This is a genomic window from Streptomyces hygroscopicus (assembly GCF_026168105.1).
In the GTDB taxonomy this organism is placed as follows: domain Bacteria; phylum Actinomycetota; class Actinomycetes; order Streptomycetales; family Streptomycetaceae; genus Streptomyces; species Streptomyces hygroscopicus_D.
This window is the reverse complement of record NZ_LBMW01000018.1, coordinates 127,587-151,296: the sequence shown is the minus strand read 5'-3', so window position 1 is coordinate 151,296 and position 23,710 is coordinate 127,587. Positions and strand designations below refer to the sequence as shown.

The 23,710-nt window shown below is 69.3% G+C and carries 22 protein-coding genes and 1 tRNA gene; 7 read left to right on the top strand and 16 right to left on the bottom strand.

The annotated features are described in order from the left end of the window. From AAW14_RS19335 to AAW14_RS19300, 8 genes are all read right to left on the bottom strand, one after another. The coding region (locus AAW14_RS19335; RefSeq protein WP_265565130.1) for an amino acid adenylation domain-containing protein at nt 1-3,057 on the bottom strand (3,057 nt) is incomplete at its 3' end. A gap of 59 nt (nt 3,058-3,116) precedes the next feature. Next, a complete protein-coding gene (gene fabG, locus AAW14_RS19330) occupies nt 3,117-3,896 on the bottom strand; it encodes a 3-oxoacyl-[acyl-carrier-protein] reductase (RefSeq protein WP_265565129.1) in 780 nt (259 codons plus the stop codon). Beyond that, on the bottom strand, nt 3,893-5,023 hold the full coding sequence (locus AAW14_RS19325) for a beta-ketoacyl synthase N-terminal-like domain-containing protein (RefSeq protein WP_265565128.1): 1,131 nt from the start codon (nt 5,021-5,023) through the stop codon (nt 3,893-3,895). Before AAW14_RS19325 ends, fabG begins: the two co-directional genes overlap by 4 nt. Continuing rightward, nucleotides 5,023-6,282, bottom strand: a complete 1,260-nt coding sequence (locus AAW14_RS19320) for a beta-ketoacyl-[acyl-carrier-protein] synthase family protein (protein ID WP_265565127.1) — start codon at nt 6,280-6,282, stop codon at nt 5,023-5,025. The genes AAW14_RS19325 and AAW14_RS19320 overlap by 1 nt, the downstream gene beginning before the upstream one ends. Nucleotides 6,283-6,318: 36 nt before the next feature. Then, a complete protein-coding gene (locus AAW14_RS19315) occupies nt 6,319-6,576 on the bottom strand; it encodes an acyl carrier protein (RefSeq protein WP_265565126.1) in 258 nt (85 codons plus the stop codon). A gap of 8 nt (nt 6,577-6,584) precedes the next feature. Next, the gene (locus AAW14_RS19310; protein WP_265565125.1) at nt 6,585-7,865 is read right to left on the bottom strand and encodes a cytochrome P450 family protein; all 1,281 of its coding nucleotides are present in this window, start codon (nt 7,863-7,865) and stop codon (nt 6,585-6,587) included. Nucleotides 7,866-7,933: 68 nt separating this feature from the next. Then, entirely contained in the window at nt 7,934-9,046 is a 1,113-nt protein-coding gene (locus AAW14_RS19305; protein ID WP_265565124.1) for a zinc-binding dehydrogenase, read from the bottom strand. Continuing rightward, nucleotides 9,043-9,864: a phytanoyl-CoA dioxygenase family protein gene (locus AAW14_RS19300; RefSeq protein ID WP_265565123.1), complete on the bottom strand. Its 822-nt coding sequence runs from the start codon at nt 9,862-9,864 to the stop codon at nt 9,043-9,045. The genes AAW14_RS19305 and AAW14_RS19300 overlap by 4 nt, the downstream gene beginning before the upstream one ends. A 627-nt stretch (nt 9,865-10,491) precedes the next feature. Here AAW14_RS19300 and AAW14_RS19295 point away from each other — a divergent pair. Together AAW14_RS19295 and AAW14_RS19290 are read left to right on the top strand one after the other, a co-directional pair. After that, entirely contained in the window at nt 10,492-10,977 is a 486-nt protein-coding gene (locus tag AAW14_RS19295; protein WP_265565122.1) for a helix-turn-helix domain-containing protein, read from the top strand. 549 nt (nt 10,978-11,526) lie between these two features. After that, nucleotides 11,527-11,886 (top strand): hypothetical protein, encoded by a 360-nt coding sequence (locus AAW14_RS19290; protein WP_265565121.1) that lies wholly within the window; start codon nt 11,527-11,529, stop codon nt 11,884-11,886. A gap of 239 nt (nt 11,887-12,125) precedes the next feature. Here AAW14_RS19290 and AAW14_RS19285 read toward each other — a convergent pair. Continuing rightward, a tRNA-Pro gene (locus AAW14_RS19285) sits at nt 12,126-12,199 on the bottom strand. A 268-nt stretch (nt 12,200-12,467) separates the two neighbouring features. Between AAW14_RS19285 and AAW14_RS19280 the strand changes: the two genes are divergently transcribed. Then, nucleotides 12,468-12,887: a hypothetical protein gene (locus tag AAW14_RS19280; protein WP_265565120.1), complete on the top strand. Its 420-nt coding sequence runs from the start codon at nt 12,468-12,470 to the stop codon at nt 12,885-12,887. Between the two features lie 57 nt (nt 12,888-12,944). Next, nucleotides 12,945-13,142, top strand: coding sequence for a hypothetical protein (locus AAW14_RS19275; RefSeq protein ID WP_265565119.1), 198 nt, complete (start codon nt 12,945-12,947; stop codon nt 13,140-13,142). 11 nt (nt 13,143-13,153) lie between these two features. Here the strand turns inward: AAW14_RS19275 and AAW14_RS19270 are convergent, their stop codons facing one another. Next, on the bottom strand, nt 13,154-15,838 hold the full coding sequence (locus AAW14_RS19270; RefSeq protein WP_265565118.1) for a LuxR C-terminal-related transcriptional regulator: 2,685 nt from the start codon (nt 15,836-15,838) through the stop codon (nt 13,154-13,156). 687 nt (nt 15,839-16,525) lie between these two features. Between AAW14_RS19270 and AAW14_RS19265 the strand changes: the two genes are divergently transcribed. After that, a complete protein-coding gene (locus AAW14_RS19265) occupies nt 16,526-16,888 on the top strand; it encodes a DUF779 domain-containing protein (protein WP_416223335.1) in 363 nt (120 codons plus the stop codon). Nucleotides 16,889-16,963: 75 nt separating this feature from the next. Next, complete coding sequence (locus AAW14_RS19260; RefSeq protein ID WP_265565116.1) at nt 16,964-18,193, top strand: phosphodiester glycosidase family protein; 1,230 nt, start codon at nt 16,964-16,966, stop codon at nt 18,191-18,193. Nucleotides 18,194-18,196: 3 nt separating this feature from the next. Here AAW14_RS19260 and AAW14_RS19255 read toward each other — a convergent pair whose 3' ends face one another. The 6 genes from AAW14_RS19255 to AAW14_RS19230 form a co-directional block, all read right to left on the bottom strand. Continuing rightward, nucleotides 18,197-18,391, bottom strand: coding sequence for a hypothetical protein (locus AAW14_RS19255; RefSeq protein ID WP_265565115.1), 195 nt, complete (start codon nt 18,389-18,391; stop codon nt 18,197-18,199). A gap of 102 nt (nt 18,392-18,493) precedes the next feature. Beyond that, nucleotides 18,494-19,357, bottom strand: a complete 864-nt coding sequence (locus AAW14_RS19250) for a phosphatidylinositol-specific phospholipase C/glycerophosphodiester phosphodiesterase family protein (RefSeq protein ID WP_265565114.1) — start codon at nt 19,355-19,357, stop codon at nt 18,494-18,496. Between the two features lie 178 nt (nt 19,358-19,535). Next, complete coding sequence (locus tag AAW14_RS19245) at nt 19,536-20,645, bottom strand: acyl-CoA dehydrogenase family protein (protein ID WP_265565113.1); 1,110 nt, start codon at nt 20,643-20,645, stop codon at nt 19,536-19,538. Next, nucleotides 20,642-21,826 carry an acyl-CoA dehydrogenase family protein gene (locus AAW14_RS19240; protein ID WP_265565112.1) on the bottom strand — a complete coding sequence of 395 codons (1,185 nt, stop codon included), beginning with the start codon at nt 21,824-21,826 and terminating at the stop codon, nt 20,642-20,644. Before AAW14_RS19240 ends, AAW14_RS19245 begins: the two co-directional genes overlap by 4 nt. Continuing rightward, nucleotides 21,823-22,845, bottom strand: a complete 1,023-nt coding sequence (locus AAW14_RS19235; protein ID WP_265565111.1) for an NADPH:quinone oxidoreductase family protein — start codon at nt 22,843-22,845, stop codon at nt 21,823-21,825. Before AAW14_RS19235 ends, AAW14_RS19240 begins: the two co-directional genes overlap by 4 nt. Nucleotides 22,846-22,925: 80 nt before the next feature. Continuing rightward, nucleotides 22,926-23,498: a helix-turn-helix domain-containing protein gene (locus tag AAW14_RS19230; protein WP_265565110.1), complete on the bottom strand. Its 573-nt coding sequence runs from the start codon at nt 23,496-23,498 to the stop codon at nt 22,926-22,928. 51 nt (nt 23,499-23,549) lie between these two features. On the opposite strand from AAW14_RS19230, the gene AAW14_RS19225 reads away from it, so the two are divergent. Beyond that, nucleotides 23,550-23,690 carry a hypothetical protein gene (locus tag AAW14_RS19225; protein WP_265565109.1) on the top strand — a complete coding sequence of 47 codons (141 nt, stop codon included), beginning with the start codon at nt 23,550-23,552 and terminating at the stop codon, nt 23,688-23,690. The last annotated feature ends 20 nt before the right edge of the window (nt 23,691-23,710 follow it).

Sequence of the window (23,710 nt, the reverse complement as noted above, 5' to 3'; positions counted from 1 at the left end):
CGACAACTCCACACCCAGCACCGACCGCACACGACTGATCAACCGCGTCGCCAACAGCGAATGACCACCCAGATCGAAGAAGTTGTCATCCACACCCACCCGCGGCAGCCCCAGCACACCCGCGAACAGCTCGCACAACACCTCCTCCTGCGCCGTACGCGGGGCCCGCCCGGCCACCTGCCCACCAAACTCCGGCACCGGCAGAGCCCTGCGGTCCAACTTCCCGTTCGGCGTCAACGGCAACACATCCAGCACCACCACCGCCGACGGCACCATGTACTCCGGCAACACCTCCGCCACACGCCGACGCACATCACCCGGCACAACCACCTGACCCCCACCCGGCACCACATAGGCAACGATCCGCCGATCACCGGGACGGTCCTCCCGCACCACAACCGCGACCTGCGCCACCGACTCCAGCCCCGCCAGCGCCGACTCGACCTCCCCCAGCTCGATCCGGAAACCCCGCACCTTCACCTGCGAGTCCACCCGGCCCAGATACTCCAGCTCACCAGCACCGTTCCAGCGCACCAGATCCCCGGTGCGATACATCCGCTCCCCCACAGCCCCGAACGGACACGCCACGAACCGCTCCGCCGTCAACCCCGGACGCCCCAAATACCCCCGCGCCAAACCCACCCCCGCCAGATACAACTCACCCACAACCCCCACCGGCACCGGAGCCAACCCCGCATCCAGCACATACACCCGGGAGTTCGCAATCGGCCGCCCGATCGCAGGCGCACCGGTCCCCGGCAGGGGGCTGCTCATGGTCGCGCAGACGGTGGATTCGCTCGGCCCGTAGGCGTTGATCACCGTCCGCCCTCGGGACCAGTCACGGATGAGGGCTTCCGACGACGCCTCACCGGCGACCACGAGCGTGGTCACCGTGGGCAGGGAGTCCGGTGCCATGGTCGCCAACGCGGCGGGGGGAATCGTGGCATGGGTGATGCGGTGCTCGGCTGCCAGTTCGGCCAGCGCATGCCCCGGCGCGAGGCGCTCGTTCGCCGCAAGCACCAGCGTGGCTCCGGTCAGGAGCGCCATGCACCATTCCCAGAACATGGCGTCGAAGCTCGCCGAAGCGAACTGCAGCACCCTGCTGTCCGCGGTGACGTCAAGTCCTTCGACCTGTTGCGAGACGAGACTCGCCGCACCTGCGTGCGTGACGACCACGCCCTTGGGAGTGCCCGTGGAACCGGAGGTGTAGATCACATACGCCGGCGACTGCGGCACCACCACGCCCGGGCGCTCCGTAGCCTGCACATCACCCGCCGGTGTCTGTGCCAGTGTCTTGAGCATCGCCGGGTCGTCCAGCAGCACTCGCTCGACTCCACACGGCAGTTCCTCGGCCGCCGCGGTGGTGACCAACAGCACCGGTGAGGCATCGCGGACCATGAACGCCAGCCGCTCCGCCGGATAGTCGACGTCCAGCGGCAGATAGGCAGCCCCCGCCTTGAGCACGGCCAGCACCGTGACCATCAGGTCGATCGAGCGCGGAACGGCCAGGGCCACGAGTTGCTCCGGCCCCGCGCCGCGCGCGATCAGCAACCGGGCCAGGCGGTTGGCTCGTGCGTTCAACTCACCGTACGACACCTCGGATGTGCCGCACACCAGCGCGACAGCGTCGGGTGTCGCACGCACCTGGGCCTCGAACTTCTCCGGCAACAGCGCCGGCACCACCGATTCCCGGCCCGTGGCGTTCCATCCCACCAGCATCCGGTCGCGCTCCTGCGCCGACAGCAGCTCAGCCCGCGCGATCGGCTGCTCGATGTCGCGGGAGAGGGAGGATTCGAGAAAGCGCAGGAACCGCTGCTGCAGCGTCGCAACCTCGGACTCGCTGTACAGCTGCGGGTTGGCGTCGAAGTCGAGTCGAATGTCCTGGCCGTCGTTGGTGTCGTAGACGGCGATCGACAGGTCCTCGACGGGGCCGTTGGAGATGTTGTGGAAGCGCGTGCGATGGGGCCCCATGCGCAGGTCGTAGTCGAACGACATGTAGTTGACGAGCGGGCCGAAGACGCCCTGGCGTCCGCCGGCAGCAGGCAGATCGCGGCGGAGTTCGTCGCTGCCGTACCTAACGTGGCGCAGCGCCTGGAAGGTCTCCTGGGAGGTCCGGCGCACAAGGTCCGCCAGGGTCGTGTCGGCCCCTACCCGCAGCCGGAGCGGAACAGCGTGCGCGAGCATGCCGGGGATGCGCCGCAGCCGGCTGCTGTCACGGCCGGTGACGGCGAGACCGAGTACGACTTCGCTCGCGCCGCTCATCCGCTGCAGGAAGGCGGCCACTGCGGCGGTGATCACGCCGGGGGCGATGGTCCCTGTGTCCGCGGCGGTCTTGCGGACGAGCTGCGAGACGTCGTGCGGAAGGTAGGCCGTGCGGCGCAGGAAGGTGGACGGCATGGCGGTGGGCGGACCGGCGAACCGTACGGCTTCGGAGGCGTCGCTGAAGCGGTTCAGCCAGTAGGCGCGGTTCTTCTCGTACTGGCGTGACCGGCGGTAGTCCGCTTCGTCGTCGAGCAGAGAGGTGAACGACCCGAAGCGGGTGGCCGGGACCGGCTCGTTGTTGGTGAGGTACGTGTACACCTCGGCCACGCGTCGGATGACGAGTGAGACGCTGAGGGCGTCGAGCACGATGTGGTGGGTGCCCTGGTACCAGAAGAAGCGGTCGGGGCCGGCGGTGAAGAGCGCCTGACGGAAGAGCGGGGCCCGAGAGAGGTCGTACGGTTGCGTGAGATCGGCCCGCATCCACTCCTCTGCGGCGGCTCGTGGGTCCGCGGCGTCGCCGACGTCGATACGGTGCAGTGGCCACTGCGACGACGGGGGTTCGAGGACCTGTCCCGGTTCGCCCCTGTGCTCCACGAACCGCACGTGGAGAGTCTCGGCCTCGTTGACGGCCTGACGAAGCGCCACCTCGAACAGCGTCGGGTCGATCGGACCGAGAATCTCGAGGTAGCCCCCGACATTGTAGATCGGATTGTCCAGGTCTAGTTGTTGCGCAAACCATACTTCGCGCTGTGCCGAGGACAACGGCAGGACGATTCCGCGGCGGCCACTGGACAACGAGTCGCTCCCGTCTTCACGCAATTTGAACCAGCTGTGGATAAGCGCTCTCCGCGCTTTCAGATGGTGATGCCACCGTGGATTTCGAGCACGCTGCCTGTGATGTACGACGCAGCACTCGAGGACAAGTAGGAGATGAAATCTGCGACTTCCTCGACGTGACCGAACCGCCGAAGCGGAATCGCACGCAGCAGGTCCCCCCTGGCCTGATCGCTCAAGGCGTCGGTCATATCGGTGTCAATGAGCCCGGGGGCAACAACGTTGACCCGCACGCCGAACCGTCCGACCTCTTTGGCCAGTGCCTTGGAGAATCCGATGATCCCGGCCTTCGATGCCGAATAGTTGGCCTGGGTGGGGTTTCCGTAAACACCGGAGACGGAGGAAACGTTGATGATGGAGCCGGACTTCCGCTTCATCATCGGGACGACGACGGCCCGGTTCACGTGGTAACAACCGTCGAGGTTGGTGTCGAGGACCTGGTGCCAGTCGTCGTCGCCCATCATCATCAGTGGCTTGTCCCTGGTGATGCCGGCGCAGGTGACGACCACGTCGATGGGGCCCAGTTCGCGTTCGGTGCGCGAGACCCACGCGCGTACGGCGTCCGCGTCCGACACGTCGGTCCGCACGGCGAGCGTCCGGACAGGGAGGTCGGCAAGTTCCTTCCGGACCGCCTCCGCCATTGCGGTGTTCGACTGGTAGCAGAAGCTCACGTCGAAGCCGTCACGCGCCAGTCTCAGCACGGCCGCGCGGCCGATCCCCCGTGAGCCTCCGCTCACCAGGGCCACTCGGGACGCCCCCGCGTCCGCCCCCGTGGCCCCGGTCGTCCGGTTGTCGCTCATCGGGCCTCGCCCCTCGTCCTGATCAGCGAACACGCAACGGTGCCGTCCCTGTCCACGGAGGTGATCACTGCGACTCTGCCCGCAGTCTCCGGACCCGCGAGGCTCAAAGTCGCGGCGATCTGGAAGGTCGCCCCGGCCGCTCCCGTGTCGCCCAGCAGGTCCGTCACCTGGATCCATCTGGCATCGGCGCGCGGAAAGCAGTCGTGCAGCGCATCGGATTCCTGGTCCGCGTACTGGGTCTGCATCCCGGAGGGAGCGATGGCCCACACCTCGCCGGGGTGTACGCCGTTCCTCTCCAGAACATCCGAGACGCACCGGGCGAGTGCGCCGCGGACGGCACCACGCGAGTGGGTTCGGGAACGCACGTCGATCACATCGGCAAGCGGCTGACGCTCGAACTCGTAGTCGGACTCGGCGTCGGCGTCGTTCTTGGACTCGAGGAGGAACATCGTGCTGCCTTCCCCGAGGACCGAGTCGACCGCTTCCCCTCCGCGCCGGTGATGTTCGATCCAGGAACGCGCGGCGGAGAATTCCTCCGCGGCACCCCACAGGATCCTTTCGGCACGCCCGGATGCGAGCAGCCGTCGTGCGTAGACGAGTGCGAGAAGGCCCGCGGACGGGCCGCCCGCAATCGTGGCGTTCGGGCCCTTGAGTCCATGCCAGATCGCACACTGCCCGGCGGCGCAGTTCATGACCGCGTACGGCATCAATGCGGGATCGACGAGGTACGGCTTCGGCTTCCGCATCGATGTGCGGGTGTAGCCCATCATGCTCTCGGCGCTGCCGGTTGTCGTTCCGAGGACGAGACCGGTGCCTTCCCCCGTCGGAATGGACGGCCCTCCGCTGTCGTCCCCCAACAACTGCGCCGTCGCGCCAACAGCCAGGCCCGTCACCCGGTCCATGTCGCGGGTGCCCTTTTTCCCCAGCAACTCCCTGACGGAGAAGTCCGGTACCAGGCAGGCGCGCCGTTCGGGAGCGGACCACTGCTCGCCGTCGATGGCGGTCACCGTCTTCCGCCCGGTGCGCATGCCCTCCTGGAACGCCTTCCGCCCCAGCCCGAACGGGGAGATGGCCGACCATCGAGTGATGACGAGGCGGCGGCCGTTGGCGGGCCTTGTGGCCGTCATTACGAGTTCACCTCGTCTTCGTAAGCGCCAAGAATCAGCACCGCGTTGTTCCCGCCGAACGCCATGCCGTTGTTCTGGACGATCCTCAGGCCGGCCTCGACCGCCTCGTTGGGGACGCAGTCGATCTGGCATTCCGGATCGGTGGTGACATGGTTGATGGTGGGCGGGATGAATCCGTGTGTGAGCGCCAGGGCACAGCCAATGGCGGCCAGCGCGCTTGCGGCCCCCATGGTGTGGCCGAGCATGGACTTCATCGAAACGGTGGGCGGCGGATTATCGCCGAAGAGGTCTCGAATGGCCCGGGTCTCGGTGACGTCATTGGCTTTCGTACCGGTGCCGTGAGCCGAGATCATATCCACGTCACGCGGGTCGACACCGGCATCCTTCAACGCCAGCTCCATGCAGCGGGTGACGCTCTCCTGATGGGGTGCCACCTGGTGGTAGGCATCGCAGTTGAGACCGTATCCGAGGACTTCGGCATAGATACGGGCGCCACGGGCGAGCGCGGATTCCAGGGGTTCCAGCACCAAAACGCCCGCGCCCTCTCCGGTGAGGATCCCCTTGCGGTCCTTGTCGAAGGGCCGGCAGACGTCGGGGGCGATGGTGCCCAGCCGGTAGAAACCGGTGAAGGTCTTGCGGCAGATGGCGTCGGCACCCCCGCACAGGGCGAAGTCGGCCTCTCCGGAACGGACCGCGTCGAAACCGCTGCCTATTGCGTAGTTCCCCGCCGCGCAGGCGGTCGCGATCGACGATGTCTCGACGTCGGTGAGGCCGAGTTCCTGGGCGATGGTTGTGGAGAGCCGGATGGGGCTGACCCGCCCGGCGACGGTCGCGGACATGTTCTCCGGGCCGTCCCGCAGCTCCATCTCCACAAGTCGGTCCAGGTCATGCGATTCGCCGTCGGTGGTTCCGATACAGATCAGTCCGCGTTCAGCCGCGAGGGCCCTGGTCGTCAGACCGGCATCCGCGACGGCCATCCGCGCGGCGGCGACGGAGAACTGGCTGGCCCGCCCGAGATCCTCCGGATCCAGGTGGGAAACCCAGCGTTCGGGCTCGAACCCGGTCACCTCACAGCCATTGGCATGAGCGAATCCTGCGGTATCGAACTGACTGATCGGCCCCGCGCCGCTTCGTCCGGCGCGAAGCGACGCGGCGAATTCGCTCACGCCGATGCCAATGCTCGATACGACACCCATGCCGGTCAGCACGACTCGGCGCGGTGAGGCACCTGGCATCATGTCAAGGGGCACCGTGGACATCAGACTCCTGCAAATCGGTGACGGATGGGACTGCGCCTACCAGCCGACGATCTCGGCTACGACCTCGTAGACGCCTTGCACATTGACCATCCGCGCCATGTGGGCCTGGTCGATCTCAATGTCGAACTCCGACTCCAGGGCTGCGAGGATTTCGATGCTCTGCAAGGAGTCGGCACCGTGATCGTCACGGAAAAGGCTGGTGAGGGTTACCTCTTCCTCGTCGAGTTCCAGTCGATCGCACACGATCTTCTTCACTCGCATCAAGTTGGCGTTGTTCTCTTCCGCGGTACCCATGTCTCTCCTCACTTGGTGTCCGTGTCGGCGTGGGCAACTCGTCCGGCCAGGGCGAGCGTTGTCGGGAGGCTCTCGAGACCACGCATGATCACGCTGGACCGCCATCGCAGCGCGCCGGGTGAAACAGCGAGCCGTGCGTCAGGGAAGCGCCTGAGGAACTTGCCCAAGGTGACTTCGGCTTCGAGCCTGGCCAGCGGAGCCCCGACACAGTGGTGGATTCCGAATCCGAAGCCCAGATGTCCGCCGATGGGCCTTGTGATGTCGAGCTCATCGGGGCGGTCGAATCTGCTCCCGTCCCGGTTGGCCGCGGCCAGCCCCAGGAACACGATTTCTCCGGCGGGAATGGTGACTCCGCCGATCTCCACCGGCTCCGCGGTGAAACGCATCGTGGCCATGGGAGCCGGGCCGTCATAGCGCAGCAGTTCTTCCACGGCGCCGCGGATCAGGCTCTCATCGGCCCGAAGCGCCGCACGCTGGTCGTCATGGCGCAGCAGGGCGAGGATCCCGTTGCCGATGAGGTTGACGGTTGTCTCGTGTCCGGCCACCAAAAGCAGCATCGTCATGGAGACGACTTCGAGCCGGTCCAGCCGGTCTCCGTCGTCGCTGACCTGGATGAGGTCGGAGAGGAGGTCGTCGGACGGCTGGGCACGCTTGGCCGCGATGACCTGCATGAGGTAGCCCCCCATGGCCATCGATGCGTGCCGCACATCCTCTCGCGGTCCGGCGCCTACCAGCGTCTTGGACCAGGCACGGAAGGTCTCGCGCTCCGCGAGGGGGATTCCGAGCAGTTCGCAGATGACCGCGATGGGCACCGGAAAGGCGAAGTCCTTGATCAGATCGACGGCCTGGCCGTTTCGTGCGCGCAGTTCGAGCGAGTCGAGCAGCTCGTCGGTGATGCCGGCGATCCGTGGCCGTAACTGCTCGACGCGACGCGTGGTGAACGCCTTGACCACGAGCTTGCGGAGCCGGGTGTGGTCGGGCGGGTCGCTGTTGAGCATGTTGGCCGCGAGTGTCTCGGACACCGACGAGGGCCCGCCGGCCGCGGCCGTCTTGCGGTCGGCGATCGCCCTCATGCGGTCGGCATCCTTGGCCAGACGCCCATCGGTCAGGGCGGCGCGTACCGCTTCGTAGTCGGTGACCACCCAGACGGGAAGGCCGCTGGGCGTCTTCGCCTGGTGCACCGGCCCGGCCTTGCGTAACCGCACATAGGCGCCGTACGGGTCCTGCATATAGGCGTCACCGAAGATTTCGGTGTCTGGGAAGGTGTCTCCGAAGAGGGGGGCAGGCATGTCTCGCTCCTCAAACCGCGTACGCAACCGGCACGCCGCGGGCGGACCGTCAGATCACTGAAAGGACGTCAGGACGACTGGAGTACGGCCTTGATGACCGTGCCGTTGGCCACGGCTTCCGTGGCCCGTCGGATGTCGGCCAGCGGAAAGGGAACCACCAGGCCTCGAAGGTCGAAACGGCTGGAGAGCGCGGGAAGCAGTCGCACGTACTCGACCAGGTGGGCACCGCTGAACGCCCAGGAGCCATGGATGTCGAGTTGGCGATGGACGATCTGGTGCGGGTTCAGCATGGTGTCCCCGTTGTCCGTGTACTGGCCGACGATGAGGTACGAGCCACCGCGCCGGGCCAGTGTCATGCCCTGGGCGACCGCCTGCGGAACGCCCGCGCACTCGATGACGAGATCCCCACCGTGACCACCCGGAGTCAGCTCGCGCGCCCGGTCGAGGGCCCGCCCGGGCTCCCCGTCCACGATGTCGATGTGGTGGTCGCCGATTCCGCACCTCGCGGCCAGGTCCAGCCGCGGGCGTGGGCCGCCGACCAGGATGACCTTCTCCGCGCCGGCCAGATGCGCAAACGCCGCGGCAGCCAGGCCGACCGGTCCGCTCCCCTGGACGATCACGGTTTCCCCGAGGAGTACGGGACGCCGCTCGTACAAGGCGTGCACCAGGGTCGGTCCGGCACAGGCCAGCGACATGGCAGCCAACTCGTCCACGCCCTGGGGCAGTTTCACGACCACCGCCCCTTGATGCAGGAGAATGGCTTCAGCCCAGGCACCGGAGAGTCCGGAGCCTTCGCCGAGCGGGCGGTTGACGCCGTACGTCCGGCGCGCCTCGCACAAGGTGGGTTCGCGATACTGCCGACAGGGGACGCAACGGCCGCACGATATCGACGAGGCCCACATGACCGTGTCCCCCACGGCCAGTTGCGCGCCGCGCGCGTCAAAAGCCGCTCCCGGTCCGAGGGTTCGGACCGTCCCCAGTCCCTCGTGCCCGAGCGTCAGCGGGGTGGGAATCGGCAGGTGGCCCTGCTGCAGATGCAGATCGGTTCCGCATATGCCGCCGTACGTGATGTCGATGAGCATCTCGCCGTCGCCCGGCTCGGGCACGGGCAGGTGACGTATCGAGATCGGCTTTCCGAACTCCTCGAGAACCGCCGCGGCGGCGAACTGTCCGGTCGTCACGATCCCGCCCATGCCATGGACGTCGCGGCGGCCTCGAGGGGGTGGGAGTGGGGGACGAGGGGCTTCGTGTCCCGGCCCACCAAGTATTCGGGGCGTGGTTCGCCCGACGGCCTCGGGGCGTTGGAAGAAGCGTTGTAGGTCACGATCATCAGGTCCCGCGGGAAGGGTGAGATGTTGGGCGCGGAACCGTGCACGATCTCCGGGTGGAAGAACACGACGGTTCCGGCGGGACCCTTGGGACTCGTCATCTCGTGCACCTCGGCGAGCTTGGTCAGGTCAGCGGTGGACAGCGCGTAGTCGTGCGGGTCGATGTGCTCCTCCGCCTGATCGCCGCGCCGACGCGAGCTGGCTTCCGACCCGAGCCTGTGCGAGCCTCGGAGAAAGACCACGGGGCCGTTGAACTCGGTGACGTCGTCCATGAAGACGGCAGCGTTCACGGCGCGCGGCGCCGGCATCCGGTCGGCGTCACGCCACACGGGGTAATCCTGGTGCCAGGCCCATGATTCGCCACCGAATGGCCGCTTCGTGTTGATCTTGAATTGATGCACATAGAGATCCTGGTCCACCAGTTGCATCGCCGGCCCGAGCAGCCTCCGGGATGAAACGAGCCCGCCGAAGACCGGGTGACGGGCGTGCGACGCGTAGACCGCCCGCATCGTCACGTCGTCGTCCTCCAGGACCTGGTGAGGCCCCCTGGCCGTCAGGTCCTCGGCCAGCGCAGCCCTGAGGGCTTTCAGCTCGGCATGCGAGAAGACTTCCGGCACAAGGACGAATCCATCACGGCCGTACTGAGCCACGGTCTCTTCCGTCAGCTTCAAGAAATCCTCCTCGATAGCGAAATCGGACACCCACGCCACTCGTCAACCGAAGCCGTTGGCGGTGGTTCTCCGTCGAGCTCAGCTTTGATTCGGACATGACCTGGACCTGGCGACGGAATGGACTGGAACGACGCAGGTACTCGGCGTCATCCACACAGAAATCTGCAGGCCGACGACCGCTGCCGGCTGCCGCAGGTGGTGATCAACAATTTGGGCACCGAGCGCTCAAGGGCAGCCCGATATCGTGCAGTTCTCCCCTGGGCCTGCGCAGCACGGCGGCCGCAGCTCGGCCATGATTGCGACGGACGCCAGGTCCGACGAGGCCTACAGGCCCGCCTTCACCTGCGGCAGCGTCAAGCCCGGCCACCGGCAGGTCGCCATATGCGGGTTGCAGGGCAGACCCATCACGTCATTACACTGCCCAATGACTCGTCGTCGACGCGTGCAACTCGCAGTGCAGCAGGGCCTCTTAGCAGGTACCTCCCGTCTCCCCGAGGCCCGCGCCTCACTACGAGGACGATAAGCCGCCGAGGCGATCTAGTGCAACATGCTGCGTGCATGATGCAGAATATTGCACCATGGAGGTGGGAAGTCGTGGACGGCCGACACAAGGAGCTTGACGGTTCGATGGGGCACACCCTTGACGGACAGGTCCAGGCGGCGAAGACCGCGATCGCCGCGCGACTGCGATACATCCGGCAGCACCACCCGGAGGGGCCGTTCACCCTGGCCAGGCTGGCCGAGCGTGCACATGTCTCGAAACGCACCCTGGCAGCAGCCGAGTCCGCCGAGGGAACCAATCTCACCATCGAGACGCTGGTGAAGGTGGCCCACAGCCTGGGCATCGCACGCTGGGCCTACTTCCTCGACGAGCAGGTCTTCCAGCAGGTCAACACGGAGTTGGAGGCAGTCCGGGCGCTGAGCCGGCACAAGGTTCAGGCCCTGGCAATGCGCGGGTCGCACCCGACATCCCTCTCCGCCGACCAGTTGTCACATCTCCTGAACGGCATCATCGACGCCGCCGCCCAGGCCCGCGACTCCCTGGGAGGAACGGCGGCGGCCGCGAACGAGGAAGAGCACCACCCGGACGGGAATCACCGTTATTCGCGCTGAATTCCTATTGAATTCGCACTGAATTCGCGAACGACTACGAGCGCCTCCATCCGCGACCGCGCCCCTCACACATACCTCCTGATGCGTCACGACAGAGATTCGGGGACACGACACTGCTACGTCCCCGATGCGCTGCTCTTCGATGCAGCGGCATCTTCGGCCCAAGGACGTCGGGGACGTCACCCGGCCACCCGGACGTGAGCCCGCTCACACGGCACGATCGGGCCGAATGCGCTCAACCCGCCGCCCAACTCGCCTCTTACAACGGTCAGTTACGCTGGCGACAGCCGTGCAGCAAGCGGCGCCCGCGATGCGGGCTGAAGCCTCGGAGGTCGATCGTGCACATGCAGCTGACGCTGTCACGCGGGAAAGAAGGGATGGCGGCAAGTGAAATATGACGGCGAATATCTGCGATTACAGCGTCGGTGCCAGAAGATTCTCGACGAACTCAACGTGCCCCAGACGAACTCCTTTGCACTGATACGTGATTGGGTGGAGGAATGGCGGGGACGCCCACTCATTCTCAAGGAGCTGCCTGAGCAGATCGCGATGGCCGGAGCCTGTGGTCTGTGGCTGAGCACGGACGAGGCGGACTACGTCTTCTACGAGGCCCGGACCGCGCGCCTGCACACCGAGCACATCATCCTCCACGAACTCGGCCACATGCTGTGCGACCACCATGGGGCGGAAGACCCCACGCAGGCCGACCCGCTCAACGGACTGCTGAGCGGCCTCCAGCCTCAACTGATCAAGCGCCTGATGGCCCGGACCAGTTACACCACCACTGAGGAGCAGGAGGCCGAGATGATCGCCAGCCTGATCCACACCGCGGGCGAGGCGGGCCGACCAGGTGGCGCCCTCGGGCGGCTCGGCGCATTCCTCGGAGTGACCGCCGATGACAGCGAGTGAACCGGGTGAAGAGTGCGCCCCGCAGACGAGACCGAACGAGAAGAAGACTGAGGCCATCGACCGGCTTCGCAGCCAGGTCGGTGGCCCGGGGGACGGGCTGCCCCGCACCGCGTCCTGCCGCCGCGGATCGTCGGCCGGAGCCGCGCGGGGGAGACCGCTTGGCCCCCTCCGGGCCGCCAAAACGGTCAAGAGGCCGCATCGGCTGCTCCGATACGACCTCTGACCTGCTGCTTCGCAAGTCGGGACGACAGGATTTGAACCTGCGACCCCTTGACCCCCAGTCAAGTGCGCTACCAAGCTGCGCCACGTCCCGTTGCGTCTCGCGCGGGTTCCGCGTGATCACGCAGGTAAACCCTACCGCACACTCCTGAGAGGCCTTTCCCCCTGTGTCACCTGCCGCGGGTGATACCCGGCGGCTCCGGAACCGCGGCCCGCTGTGGAGGCCGCCCCGGTCGGCACGCGTTTTCACCCCGGTCGGCCTCCGGTCACCCCCGACGGGTGAAGAACACGGCGGCCCAGAAGCTCAGGCTCCTAAGTGAGCGGCTGTGAGCAGCAGCCGATCAACGAATGGAGGTCCCGACATGGTCAGCACCGCCCCGTCGCACCGCTCGTCCGGAGCCATGGCGGCCGCGACCGGCCTGACGCTGTTCGCCGCCGTGATGCTGTTCATCTCCGGCGTCCTGGCGATCTTCCGGGGAGTCATGGCGATCGCCCGGGACAACGTCTTTGTCACCACCCCCAACTACGTGTTCAAGTTCGACCTGACCGGCTGGGGCTGGATCCATCTGATACTGGGCGCCCTCGCCGTGGCCGTGAGCATCGGCCTGTTCGCGGCAGCCACCTGGGCGAGGGCCGTCGGCGTGGGCATCGCGGCCCTGCTGATCATCGTCAACTTCCTGTCCATCCCGTACTACCCGCTGTGGTCGCTGACCCTGATCGCGCTGTACGGGTTCGTCATCTGGGCCCTGTGCGTGGCCGGGAGCGAAAACGTTCCCGGTTAGGACCACAGGGGGCTGCCGGGCCACAGGGCGCCGTACGACCGCGAAAGAAGCGTCCTCATGCGATACGAGATTCGGGTCGACGGACAGATGTCGGAGACGCTGACCCAGGCGTTCCCGGAGCTGGACGGCTTCGTCGTGCCCCAGCAGACCGTGCTCTACGGCCAGGTCACCGATGAGGCCCAGCTGTACGGCCTGCTGGCGCGCTGCCAGTCACTGGGGTTGCGGGTGGTGGAGATGCGCCGCATGCCGGACTGATGGTTCTTCGTTCACAGGAGGTGCAGGTCCCGGGCCCTGCGTACGGCCTCGCCCCTCCTGGTCGCCGCGAGCTTGCGGTACAGGCTCTTCAGATGGGTCTTGACGGTGTTCACCGACAGATACAGGTCGGCGGCGATCTCCTCCGTCGACATCATCTGCGCCAGCCGTTCCAGCACCTCGTGTTCACGCTCGCTGAGCGCCTCGGTCACCGGGGCGGGACCGCCGTCGGAGGCGTCCGCGGCCGGGGCGTGCCCGACCAGCGAGGCAGGCAGCCAGTCGTGCCCCTGCACCAGGGCGGGCCGACGGTGCGCCAGCCGCCGCAGCCAGGGCCCGGACTCCAGGAACGGCCGCCGCAGCAGCTCCGGCCGGGCCGCGCCCAGGGCCCGCGCGACCAGGCGCTCGGACTCCGGGCCGTTGCCCAGGGCATCGGCCGCCTGCGCGCGCGCCAGCAGGGCCCGTACCGTGATGGCCGGCCCCTCTCCCTGCCCGGTGGGAAGTCCCTCGAGCAGGTCCAGTGCCGCCTCGCCGTCGCCGTCGGCGAGCCGGGCCCGGGCCACGGCCACCACGTTCTCCGCTCCGGTGGTCCCCTCTGCCTCGAGCACCTCCCGAGCGGGCCGTGGGCGGCCGTCGGCGAGGTAAGCGCCGGACATGGTCAGAGCCGTGCGCTCCCTCAGCCAGGGCGAGGGCGCCTGGGCGGTCAGCTGTCTGAGCCCCTCCAGGAGCCGCAGTGCCGCCCGTGGATGGCCCTGGGCGAGCAGCAGACGGGAGCGGAGCAGCGCCAGTCCCGCGGTGACGAGGGGATCGCGCGGTACCGCCGAGGAGGCGGCGTGGTCGAGGTGGGCGCGTGCCGCGGCGAGCTCGTCCCGGTCGATGGCGACGGCGGCCAGGACGAGCTGGGCGACACCGGTACGGGCGGCGGGCGGCAGCCCGGCACGCTCGGCCTCCGCGACCGCCTCCCGGGCCTGCGTCTCGGCCCGGGACGGCCAGCCCTGCAGGAAGTCGAGCAGGGCCATCCGGCTGAGGCACTCGTGCCGCGGGAACGCGGTCTCCGGCCCGGGGGCCACCTCAGCGGCGGCGGACAGCCTGGACCGTGCCGCGTCGAAGCGTCCCGCCCACAGCTGCGCGGATCCCAGGTCCATCAGCACCAGGGCGGGCAGTTCCGGGTGCTGGGCGAGACGCTCGGCGGGGAGGGCGCGTTCCGCCACTTCCACGTCCTTGGCGGCGGCCTCTGCGAGGTCGGCCGAGCCGGTCATCCTGGCGGCGAGGACGCGCAGCAGGGCGCAGCTGAAGCGCCCCGCGGCGGAGCCGGAGTCCTCCTCGGCGGGCAGGTCCTGCTCGGCTCGGCGCAGATGGACAAGGCCCCGGTCGACGTCGTGCCGCGCCAGTTCGCAGGCGGCGCGCACCATGTCCGCGGCTGGTCCCGTGGCATCGGAGGGCATCCGGGAGAAGAGCTCGTCCAGGCGTTCGGCGTCGAGACCGGTCAGCAGTTGCCCGATCGCCAGTTCGTCGATGAACCGGGTGGTGACCGGCTCCCAGTCGCCCGCCTCCGCCGCGTGCGGGAGGGCCTCGGCGAGCAGCCCCGCCTCGGTCAGCCAGCGTGCCGCCCTGCGGTGGAGTTCGGGTTCGAGCCCGGGGTGCCGTACCCGCAGATGGACCTGGAGGATCTCGGCGAACAGGGGGTGCAGCCGGTACCACGCGTGACCGATGGCCTCGACGAAGGCGTTCGCGCGCTGCAGCGCCGCCAGGATCGGCTCCGCGTCGTCCCTGCCCGTGAGTGCGCCCGCGAGGCCGGGATGGATCTGTTCGAGGATGCTGGTGCGCAGCAGGAGGTCCTGGGTCTCGGGCGGCTGGGTGTCCAGCACCTCGGCGAGCAGGTAGTCGGCGAGGGTGCTCTGGCCCGCCTCGAAGTCCTTCAGGAAGGCCTCCGGGTCGTCGGCGCCCTGCGCCGCAAGGAGGCACAGCCGCAGTCCGGCGGCCCAGCCCCCGGTCCGCTCCGTCAGCGCCCGGGTGCCGTCGTCCGACAGGAGCACACCGTGGCGGCCCAGCAGCTCGGCCGTCTCCTCCGGGAGGAAGGCCAGGTCGGCGCCGCGGATGTCGGTGACCTCGCCGGCGGCCCGGTAGCGGTGCAGGGGCAGCAGGGGCTCGGTGCGACTGATGATCAGCAGGCGCAGTCCCTCGCCCGCGTGGCGCAGCACGAACTGGAGTTCCTCGGCGATCTCCGACGAGGTGGCCACCCGGTCGAACTCGTCGAGGACCAGGATCAGTGGCTCCGGCTGCCGGCTGAGGCAGGCGGCGAGCCTGGTCAGCAGTGAGTGGTCGACCTCACCGGGGCGGGCCGGGCTGCCGATGTCGTCCGGGGACGCGAGACCGTGCCGCCGCAGGGACTCGAGCGCGTAGGTCCAGAACAGGCCGGGACCGCTGTCCTCGGGCGCCACCGTCAGCCATGCCACCCGGCCCCCTCCCCCGGCGGCGATCCAGTCGGCCACCAGCAGTGTCTTGCCGGCTCCGGCGGGCCCGTTGACGAGGGTCAGGGGACCTTCCACGCCCTGGCTCAGCCGGTCCGTCAAGCGTGGTCTGCGTACGAAGGTCGCAGGGGGTACGGGCACGCTGAACCGCGCGGCAAGCAGGGGGTCGCCGTTCGGTGCCACGGGCCCCGAGGGCAGGCCCCGGTGTCCGCCGGACGTCGGACGCGGCATGGCACCCACCTCAGCACTCCAGCTCGGGTAGCCGGAAAGTCCTCCTTTGATCTTCGCGCCCCGCCCGGGAAGCCGCAACGGAAGGCGGCCGAGGGCCCGGGGCGCGGGCGCGTACGGCCTCCCTGACGGGCACGGGTGCCGCCGAGGCACCGCCACGCCGCACGGTCGGCGACCGAACACACGCCCGAGGCGCCTGCGCCTGCATACGGGCGGACCGTTCCCGGCTCTGGTGGCTCACACCCGCCCGAGCCCTCCGCTCGACCGGATCGACAGTCACCCCGGCCTCCAGGCCCTCTTCCGTGAGCGGCCGGATCCGCTCGATCTCTTCCTGGGGCAGCACCAACGGCCAACGGCCGGTTGAGGACGAAGTCCCGATCGTCCGAGTGCCCTTCGATGGTGTCCCGGCCGGGCAGGTGTGCGGCCAACGCGCCTGGGAGATGGAGCACTTGTGGGTCCGGCGCCACTCCTCGTGCAGGTCGCCCCGGCGAGAAACTGCGTCGGAGTCCCATGTGCCCAGCAGTTCCGCGGCCAGGTCTGCAGGGGTTCGAACCCACCTCCCCGACACGGGCGTTGGGCGGGCAACTACGGGTGTCCGGTCCGCTCCGCCCGGGCCCGGGCTGCACGTCCCCGGGCCCGGGCGGAGACACGCAACGTCGTTGCAACGTGGTGTCCGCTGGGATGGGTCCTGTGACCACGGACAGGATCCCGCGCGTGGAGCTGACGCCTGCGGCCGCCGAGCTGGTGCGGCGGCTGCGGGAGGTCCACGGGCCGCTGATGTTCCACCAGTCCGGCGGCTGCTGCGACGGCAGCGCCCCCATGTGCTACCCGGAGGGCGAGTTCCGCACCGGCGGCTCGGACGTGCTGCTCGCCAAGCTGCGGGTCGACGGGGTCGACGAACCGGTGGGCTTTTGGATGTCCAGGAGCCAGTACGAGGTGTGGAGCCACACCCGGCTGATCGTCGACGTCGTCGCCGGCCGTGGCAGCGGCTTCTCCCTGGAAGCACCCGAAGGAGTGCGTTTTCTCATCCGTTCCCGGGTTGTCGAGGCCTGAACACCGTACGGGACACGGCGGTCTGGTGCACTTCCCCTGAGTCCTAAGGAAGTTGACGAGACATCGGGGGGCAGCGTGACGCGTCGCGACACACGGCTCAGAACGGCACTGACGGCTCTGGCGGCATGGAGCGCGCTGGCCGGTGCGGCCCTTACGGGGGCGACACCGGCCAGTGGCGCGCCGGGCCCCGGGGCCGTCGCACCGGGGGTCCAGTACCGGCAGTTCGACATCTCCGGCGCCCACGGGGTGGCACACGTCCACCTCGTCAGCGTGGATCTGCGCGACCGGCACGTACGCGTCGACCTGCTCCACCCGGGGTCGGTGGCGGCCCGGGCAACCGTCTCGCGGCTCGCCGACGCACAGGGCGCCGTCGCGGGAATCAACGGCGACTTCTTCAACATCAACGAGGTCCAGCACCCGTGGGTGGAGGCGACCGGCTCGGCCGTCGGCCCGGCCATCGTGAGCGGGCACACGCTCAAGGCCGCCGTCCCCCGCGGGCAGCGCTTCGGGCCCGCCCTGCCGCCGGGGACGAGCACCGAGGACGTGCTCGGGGTGGGCGCCGACCGCACGGCCCGCCTCGACCGGCTGGTCCTGAACGGCACGGTGAGCACCCCGCGGGAACGGCTGGAGCTCGGCGGCCTGAACCAGTACGCGCTGCCCCAGGGATCGATCGGGGCGTACACGTCGGACTGGGGCGCCGTCTCGCGGCTGCGGGCGGTCTGCGGCACCGACACCGACCGGGGCGGGCCGTGCAGCTCGGACACCTACGAGGTGACGATCAGAAAGGGCAGGGTCGTCGCCACGGCCGGCCGGCCCGGCACGGGTTCCATCGCCTCCGGCACCACGGTGCTGGTCGGACGGGAGGCGGGGGCGCGGCAACTGCGCGGGCTGCACAAGGGCGAGCCGGTGCGCGTGCACAGCGCTCTGGTGGCTGCCGCGTCACGGGTTCCGTACCAATTCGCCATCGGTGGATGTCCCGTGCTGCGGCACGGCCGGCCGCTGTCCGGTCTGGACGACGTGACGTCCACCGTGCGTACCGCGGTGGGCATCGGCAACGGCGGCCACCGACTGCTGCTCCTCGCCCTGGACGGCGGGGCCGGCTACCGCAGTGGCCTCACGGTCGCCGAAGTCGCATCGGCCCTGGGGCGGCTGGGCGCCACGGACGGATTCAATCTCGACGGCGGCGGCTCCACGACGCTGGTCGTCAGGCCGCGGGGCGCGCACTCGGTGACGGTGCGCAACCACCCCAGCGGGGGCTCCGAGCGCCCGGTTCCGGACGGCATCGGGGTCTTCTCCGGGTTCTGAGGGTCATGGGCGCAGACTGCCGACGATCTGCGCCGTCGCGGCCAGCCCCTGGTGAATGGTCGGAGCCATGCTGGAACTGGCCAGGAAGAAGCCGAGCAGCAGGCAGACGAGGGCGTGCGAGATCTTCAACGCGCCGTTGCGCAGGAAGATCACCGCAATGATCAGGAGCAGCAGCACCACCGAGATGGAAATGGCCATCGTCAACCTCCTTCGCCACGCCCACTTCGCGGCTTTAGGCCGCAAGTGTGGCGTAGCGAGGGGTTGGTCCGTGCGGCTGACGTGTCCGCCGAACGTGTGGTTCTACGGCCGTCGGCGAGCGTCGAGGAACGCCTCGAGGCCGGCCAGGTCGTCGGTGTTGAAGTAGTCGACTCCCGCGTCGAACAGTTCGCCCCACAGGGCGTCCCGAGCCGGACCCGCCGCGTCCGGCGTGGCCCAGAACCGCACCTTCTGCCGGCGTGCGTGCGCCCGGGCGACGATGTCGCAGAGCTTGTGCCGCTCGGCTTCGGGGAACGGGCCGTCCCCGCGCCAGCCGAACGCAAGGGTCCAGTTGTCGCTGATCAGCGGGATGAAGGTGGCCGGCGCGGCGCTGCCGAGGTCGCCGAGGCGGCCGTCGTAGAAGGCGTGCCGCACGGTCTGTGCCTCCATCGGCACGCGGGCCGCGCGGTCGCCGGAGACGACCGCGGTGAGCGGGCCGGGGTACACGCATCCGTGTGCGTACGTCGTGAACAGGTGCCGGTGGCGCCTGAGATGGCGGTCGAGTTCGAGGTAGGTCGACGAGCCCTCGGTCTTGATGTCGATGAGAAGCTGCACGGGCCTGCGCCAACCCCGGTACACGACACCGTGGTTGGCCCTGATCAGGTCGGCGAGCGGATCGAGGTAGAGGGATTCGAGGGTGCGCCGGGGGTCGAGTTCGACCGGGTCGTGGGCGACGAGGAGCTGGTCGCCCACCAGGTAGATGTCGGCCTCGACGCTGCCGAAGCGGTGGGCGAGGGCGTCGAAGAGGGGACGCGGGTGCTCGTAGTCGTTGTGCGCATGGGCACGCCACAGCGGGCGCGGACCGCGGGCGTTCTCGCCCGCCCATGCGCGGGCGGCGGGCAGGGCGACCGAGCCCGCGAGGGCGGCGCCGAGGGTGGTGAGGGCTCTGCGACGGGTGGTGAGGGCCATGCTCTGCCTCCCTTGAAGGGCCGTACCGGACCTCAGGGAGTATGCGGCCCCGCCGAGTCAACGGCCCCGCTTCCGTGCGGAGTTGGCCGGAGTGCCGCCCCTCGTTCACTTCACCGGAACCGTGCGGACGGAGAAGGCCCGCCCCTCGCGCGGGGACGGGCCTGTCCGGAAGGAGCGTCTACGCCGGCGGCCGGAGGCCGACCAGTTCGGCCAGTTCCGCACGGTGGCCGCCGGCGGTTCCGTAGGCGATCGAATCCGCCTTGGCCCGCTTCAGATAGAGGTGCACCGGGTGTTCCCAGGTCATACCGATCCCGCCGTGCAGCTGAAGGGCCTCCTCGGCGGCGTGGACGGCGACGGGTGCCGCGTACGCCTCGGCGACGGCGACCGCGATGGCTGCGTCCTCGCTGCCCGTGGCGAGGGTGTCCGCGGCGTTCCGCGCGGCGGCCCGCAGGTTGACCACCTCCAGCCACACCTGCGCGAGCCGGTGCTTGAGCGCCTGGAAGCCGCCGACGGGCCGGTTGAACTGCTTGCGATCCTTGAGATAGCGCACGGTCTCCGTCAGGCACCAGTCGGCGACACCGAGCTGCTCGGAGGCGAGCAGACCGGCTCCCGCGCGCAGGGCCCGGCGTACGGCCGACCTGGCGTCATCCGTGAGCCGACGGCCGGCCGCCCCGTCGAACGTGACCGTGGCCACCGGCCGGGTGAGGTCCAGCGACACCTGCGGGGTGACGGTCACTGCGTGTGCGTCCACCGCGTACAGGCCGCCGTCCTCCGCCGGTACCAGCAGCACATCGGCTGCGGTGGCGTCCGCGACCGCGGTCAACTCCCCGTGGAGCGCCCCGTCCTCCTGTCGTACGACACCGTAGGCGCCGTCGGGCCCGGCGGACAGCCCGACCGCGAGCGCGCCCACGGTCCGCCCGGAGGCCAGTTCGCGCAGCAGCCTCTTCGCCTCGTCGCCCGCGCAGGCGAGCAGGGCCTCGGTGGCCACCACCGCGCTCGTGAGATACGGCACCGGAGCGACCGCGCGCCCCAACTCCTCCAGCACCACGGCGGCTTCACGGTGCGAGGCGCCCTGACCGCCCAGGGACTCCGGCACGAGCAGTCCGGCCAGGCCCATGCCCTCCGCGAGCGCCTTCCACAGCGCGCGGTCGTGGGGGGTGTCCGACTCGACCCGGGCGAGGACACCCGCCGGGTCGCAGTGGTCGGCGAGGAGGTCGCGGAGGGCGGAGCGCAGCGCCTCTTCCTCCTCCGAGTAGAGCAGATCGGGCTGCGTCGTCTGCGTCGTCATCGGGACAGGTCCTTCCATGCGACGTCCTTGTCGGTGCGCGGCTCGGCGGGCAGGCCCAGGACACGCTCGGCGACGATGTTGAGCAGGACCTCGCTGGTCCCGCCCTCGATGCTGTTGCCCTTGGAGCGGAGGTAGCGGTAGCCGGCCTCACGGCCCGTGAAGTCCACGAGTTCGGGCCGGCGCATCGTCCAGTCGTCGTACACGAGGCCCTCCTCGCCGAGGAGTTCGACCTCCATACCGCTGATCTCCTGGTTGAGGCGGGCGAAGGCGAGTTTCATGCCGGAGCCCTCGGGCCCGGGCTGGCCCGCGGAGAGCTGCTGGCGCAGCCGCTCGCCGGTGAGCCGGGCGACCTCGGCCTCGACCCACAGCGTCAGCAGTCGCTGGTGCAGGTCGTGGGTGCGCAGTTCGGGGCGCTCGCGCCAGGTCCTGGCGAGCGCGCCGATCATGCCGCCCTCGCGCGGGATGCGCATGCCGCCGATGGACACGCGCTCGTTCATCAGCGTGGTCTGCGCGACACGCCAGCCGTCGCCGATCTCGCCGAGGCGGCGGGAGTCGGGGATCCGGACTCCGGTGAGGAAGACCTCGTTGAACTCGGCCTCCCCGGTGACCTGCCGCAGCGGCCGGACCTCGACGCCGGGGTCGGTCATGTCGCAGATGAAGTAGGTGATGCCCTGGTGCTTGGGCATGTCCGGGTCGGTGCGGGCGATGAGGATCGCCCAGCGCGCGACATGGGCGCTGGAGGTCCATACCTTCTGCCCGTTGACGACCCAGTCTCCCCCGTCGTCACGGACGGCACGGGTACCGAGCGCCGCGAGGTCGGATCCGGCGCCGGGCTCGCTGAACAGCTGGCACCACACCTCCTCGCCCACCCACAGGGGCCTCAGATAGCGCCGCTTCTGCTCGTCGGTGCCGAAGCGGAGGATCGTCGGCGCGGCCATACCGAGACCGATTCCGATGCGCCGCGGGTCGTTGTCGGGCGCGCCCGCGGCCTCCAGCTCGGCGTCGACGACAGCTTGGAGCGAGCGCGGAGCGCCCAGGCCGCCGAGACCCTCCGGGTAGTGCACCCAGGCGAGTCCGGCGTCGAAGCGGGCCTCGAGGAAGTCGCGGCGGCCGATGGTGGCGGGTGGGTGCGCGGCCAGCAGCTCCCGGGTACGTTCCCGCAGTTCGGCGGCGTCGGTCATGCCGCTCCTCCTTCCTGGAGTTCCTGGAGTTCCTGGAGTTCCTGGAGTTCCTGGAGTTCCTCGAGACCGGGGAGCACCGCGACACGCCCCGTGGTGACACCGTCGGCGACGCGCTGCACCGCGGCGGCGGCGCCCTCCAGCGGCACGCGCTCGCTGACGAGGGGCTTGACGGCGCCCCGGGCAGCCAGTTCGGTGAGCTGCTCGTGGCAGTGCTGCACGAGCTTCGGGTCCTTGGTGTTGTACAGGCCCCAGTGCAGACCGAGGATCGAGTAGTTCTTGACGAGGGCGTGGTTGAGGGCCGGGCTGGGAATGGATCCGCTGGCGAAGCCGACCACGACGATCCGCCCCTCGAAGGCGACGGCCTTCGCGGACTGCGTGTAGGCCTCGCCGCCCACCGGGTCGTAGATCACGTCCGCGCCCCGGCCCCCGGTGGCCTCCTTCACGGCGGCGACGACGTCCTCGGCGCGCCGGTCGATCACCAGGTCGCAGCCCAGCTCGCGGGCGACGGCCGCCTTGTCGGCGCCGCCGACGACGCCGATGACGGTGGCGCCGGCGGCCTTGCCGAGCTGCACGGCCGCGCTGCCGACCCCTCCCGCGGCGGCGTGGACGAGCAGTGTCTCGCCGGACTCCAGACCGGCCCTGCGATGCAGACCGAACCAGCCGGTCTGGTAGCCGATGTGCAAGGCGGCCGCCTCGGCGTCGTCGAGGGCCTCGGGCGCCGGCAGCACGGCCGCAGCATCGGCGACGGCGTACTCGGCGAATCCGCCGTACGGCAGCGCGGGGTTGGCGATCACCCGACGTCCGTCCTCGGTCTCGCCGCAGATCTCCACACCCGGCGTGAAGGGCAGCGGCGGCCTGACCTGGTACTGGCCGCGGCACATCAGCGCGTCCGGGAAGTTGATGTTCGCGGCCCGCACCTTCAGCAGGACCTGACCGTCACCGGGGGTGGGCCGGTCCACCTCGTGGAGCCGCATCACCTCGCTCGGCTCGCCGTTCTCGTGCACTTGCCATGCCCGCATGCGCGGCCTCCAGGCGTCGTCTGACCGGGGTCCGTCGCATACTAAGCGGTCGCTTGCCCTTCAGGGAACCGTCGGATGCGTCACGAACGGGCGGGTCGCGCGCGGACGTGCATCCGCTCGCCCTGCGAGCCGAACAGACTGAGGAATTCCACCGGCCCCTCCCCCGTCGATCCGAACCAGTGCGGCACCCGGGTGTCGAACTCGGCGGCCTCACCCGCGGTGAGCACCACGTCGTGCTCGCCGAGCACCACCCGCAGCCGCCCGGACAGGACGTACAGCCACTCGTAGCCCTCGTGCGTCCGGGGTTCCGGCTCCAGCCTGCGCTGGGGTTCGAGGATCTTGAAGGCCTGCAGCCCCCCGGGCTGACGGGTGAGCGGCCAGTGGGTGCGGCCGTTGCGGACGATCGGCTTGACCCGCACCCTGGGGTCCCCCACGGGCGGGGCGCCGACCAGTTCGTCCAGAGGCACCTGGTGGGCCTGCGCGATCGGCAGCAGCAGTTCGAGACTGGGCTTGCGCAGGCCCGACTCGAGGCGGGAGAGGGTGCTGACGGAGATCCCGGTCGTCTCGGACAGCACCGCGAGGGTCACCTCCCGCTCCTTGCGGATCCGCCGCAGCCTGGGGCCGACGCCCGCGAGAACGTCATCGGTACTCATGGAACTCATTGCAGGTTCGGCAAACATGTTTGTCAATCGGGCAGGTCTGAGGTGACCGTCTCCAACGCGACGCTCTTCGCCCAGCAGGTGGTGAACGCCGCGGCGGGCGGTGGCATGGCGGCCGGCACGCTCAACAAGGAGCTCGTGTTCGAAGACGTCGACGCCGCGGTGCCCGCCGATGCGCGGGTGTAGACCCGCCGCCTGCGGTGCAC

What these genes read in the sequence shown, in the direction of transcription:
- AAW14_RS19240 (WP_265565112.1), bottom strand. Translation starts at nt 21,826, where the DNA reads ATGACCGACGCCGCCGAACTGCGGGAACGTACCCGGGAGCTGCTGGCC.
- AAW14_RS19325 (WP_265565128.1), bottom strand. Translation starts at nt 5,023, where the DNA reads ATGACGGCCACAAGGCCCGCCAACGGCCGCCGCCTCGTCATCACTCGA.
- AAW14_RS19270 (WP_265565118.1), bottom strand. Translation starts at nt 15,838, where the DNA reads ATGCCGCGTCCGACGTCCGGCGGACACCGGGGCCTGCCCTCGGGGCCC.
- AAW14_RS19315 (WP_265565126.1), bottom strand. Translation starts at nt 6,576, where the DNA reads ATGGGTACCGCGGAAGAGAACAACGCCAACTTGATGCGAGTGAAGAAG.
- AAW14_RS19235 (WP_265565111.1), bottom strand. Translation starts at nt 22,845, where the DNA reads ATGCGGGCATGGCAAGTGCACGAGAACGGCGAGCCGAGCGAGGTGATG.
- AAW14_RS19280 (WP_265565120.1), top strand. Translation starts at nt 12,468, where the DNA reads ATGGTCAGCACCGCCCCGTCGCACCGCTCGTCCGGAGCCATGGCGGCC.
- AAW14_RS19275 (WP_265565119.1), top strand. Translation starts at nt 12,945, where the DNA reads ATGCGATACGAGATTCGGGTCGACGGACAGATGTCGGAGACGCTGACC.
- AAW14_RS19295 (WP_265565122.1), top strand. Translation starts at nt 10,492, where the DNA reads ATGGGGCACACCCTTGACGGACAGGTCCAGGCGGCGAAGACCGCGATC.
- fabG (WP_265565129.1), bottom strand. Translation starts at nt 3,896, where the DNA reads ATGAGCGACAACCGGACGACCGGGGCCACGGGGGCGGACGCGGGGGCG.
- AAW14_RS19310 (WP_265565125.1), bottom strand. Translation starts at nt 7,865, where the DNA reads ATGCCTGCCCCCCTCTTCGGAGACACCTTCCCAGACACCGAAATCTTC.
- AAW14_RS19290 (WP_265565121.1), top strand. Translation starts at nt 11,527, where the DNA reads ATGGCCGGAGCCTGTGGTCTGTGGCTGAGCACGGACGAGGCGGACTAC.
- AAW14_RS19320 (WP_265565127.1), bottom strand. Translation starts at nt 6,282, where the DNA reads ATGTCCACGGTGCCCCTTGACATGATGCCAGGTGCCTCACCGCGCCGA.
- AAW14_RS19255 (WP_265565115.1), bottom strand. Translation starts at nt 18,391, where the DNA reads ATGGCCATTTCCATCTCGGTGGTGCTGCTGCTCCTGATCATTGCGGTG.
- AAW14_RS19250 (WP_265565114.1), bottom strand. Translation starts at nt 19,357, where the DNA reads ATGGCCCTCACCACCCGTCGCAGAGCCCTCACCACCCTCGGCGCCGCC.
- AAW14_RS19230 (WP_265565110.1), bottom strand. Translation starts at nt 23,498, where the DNA reads ATGAGTACCGATGACGTTCTCGCGGGCGTCGGCCCCAGGCTGCGGCGG.
- AAW14_RS19245 (WP_265565113.1), bottom strand. Translation starts at nt 20,645, where the DNA reads ATGACGACGCAGACGACGCAGCCCGATCTGCTCTACTCGGAGGAGGAA.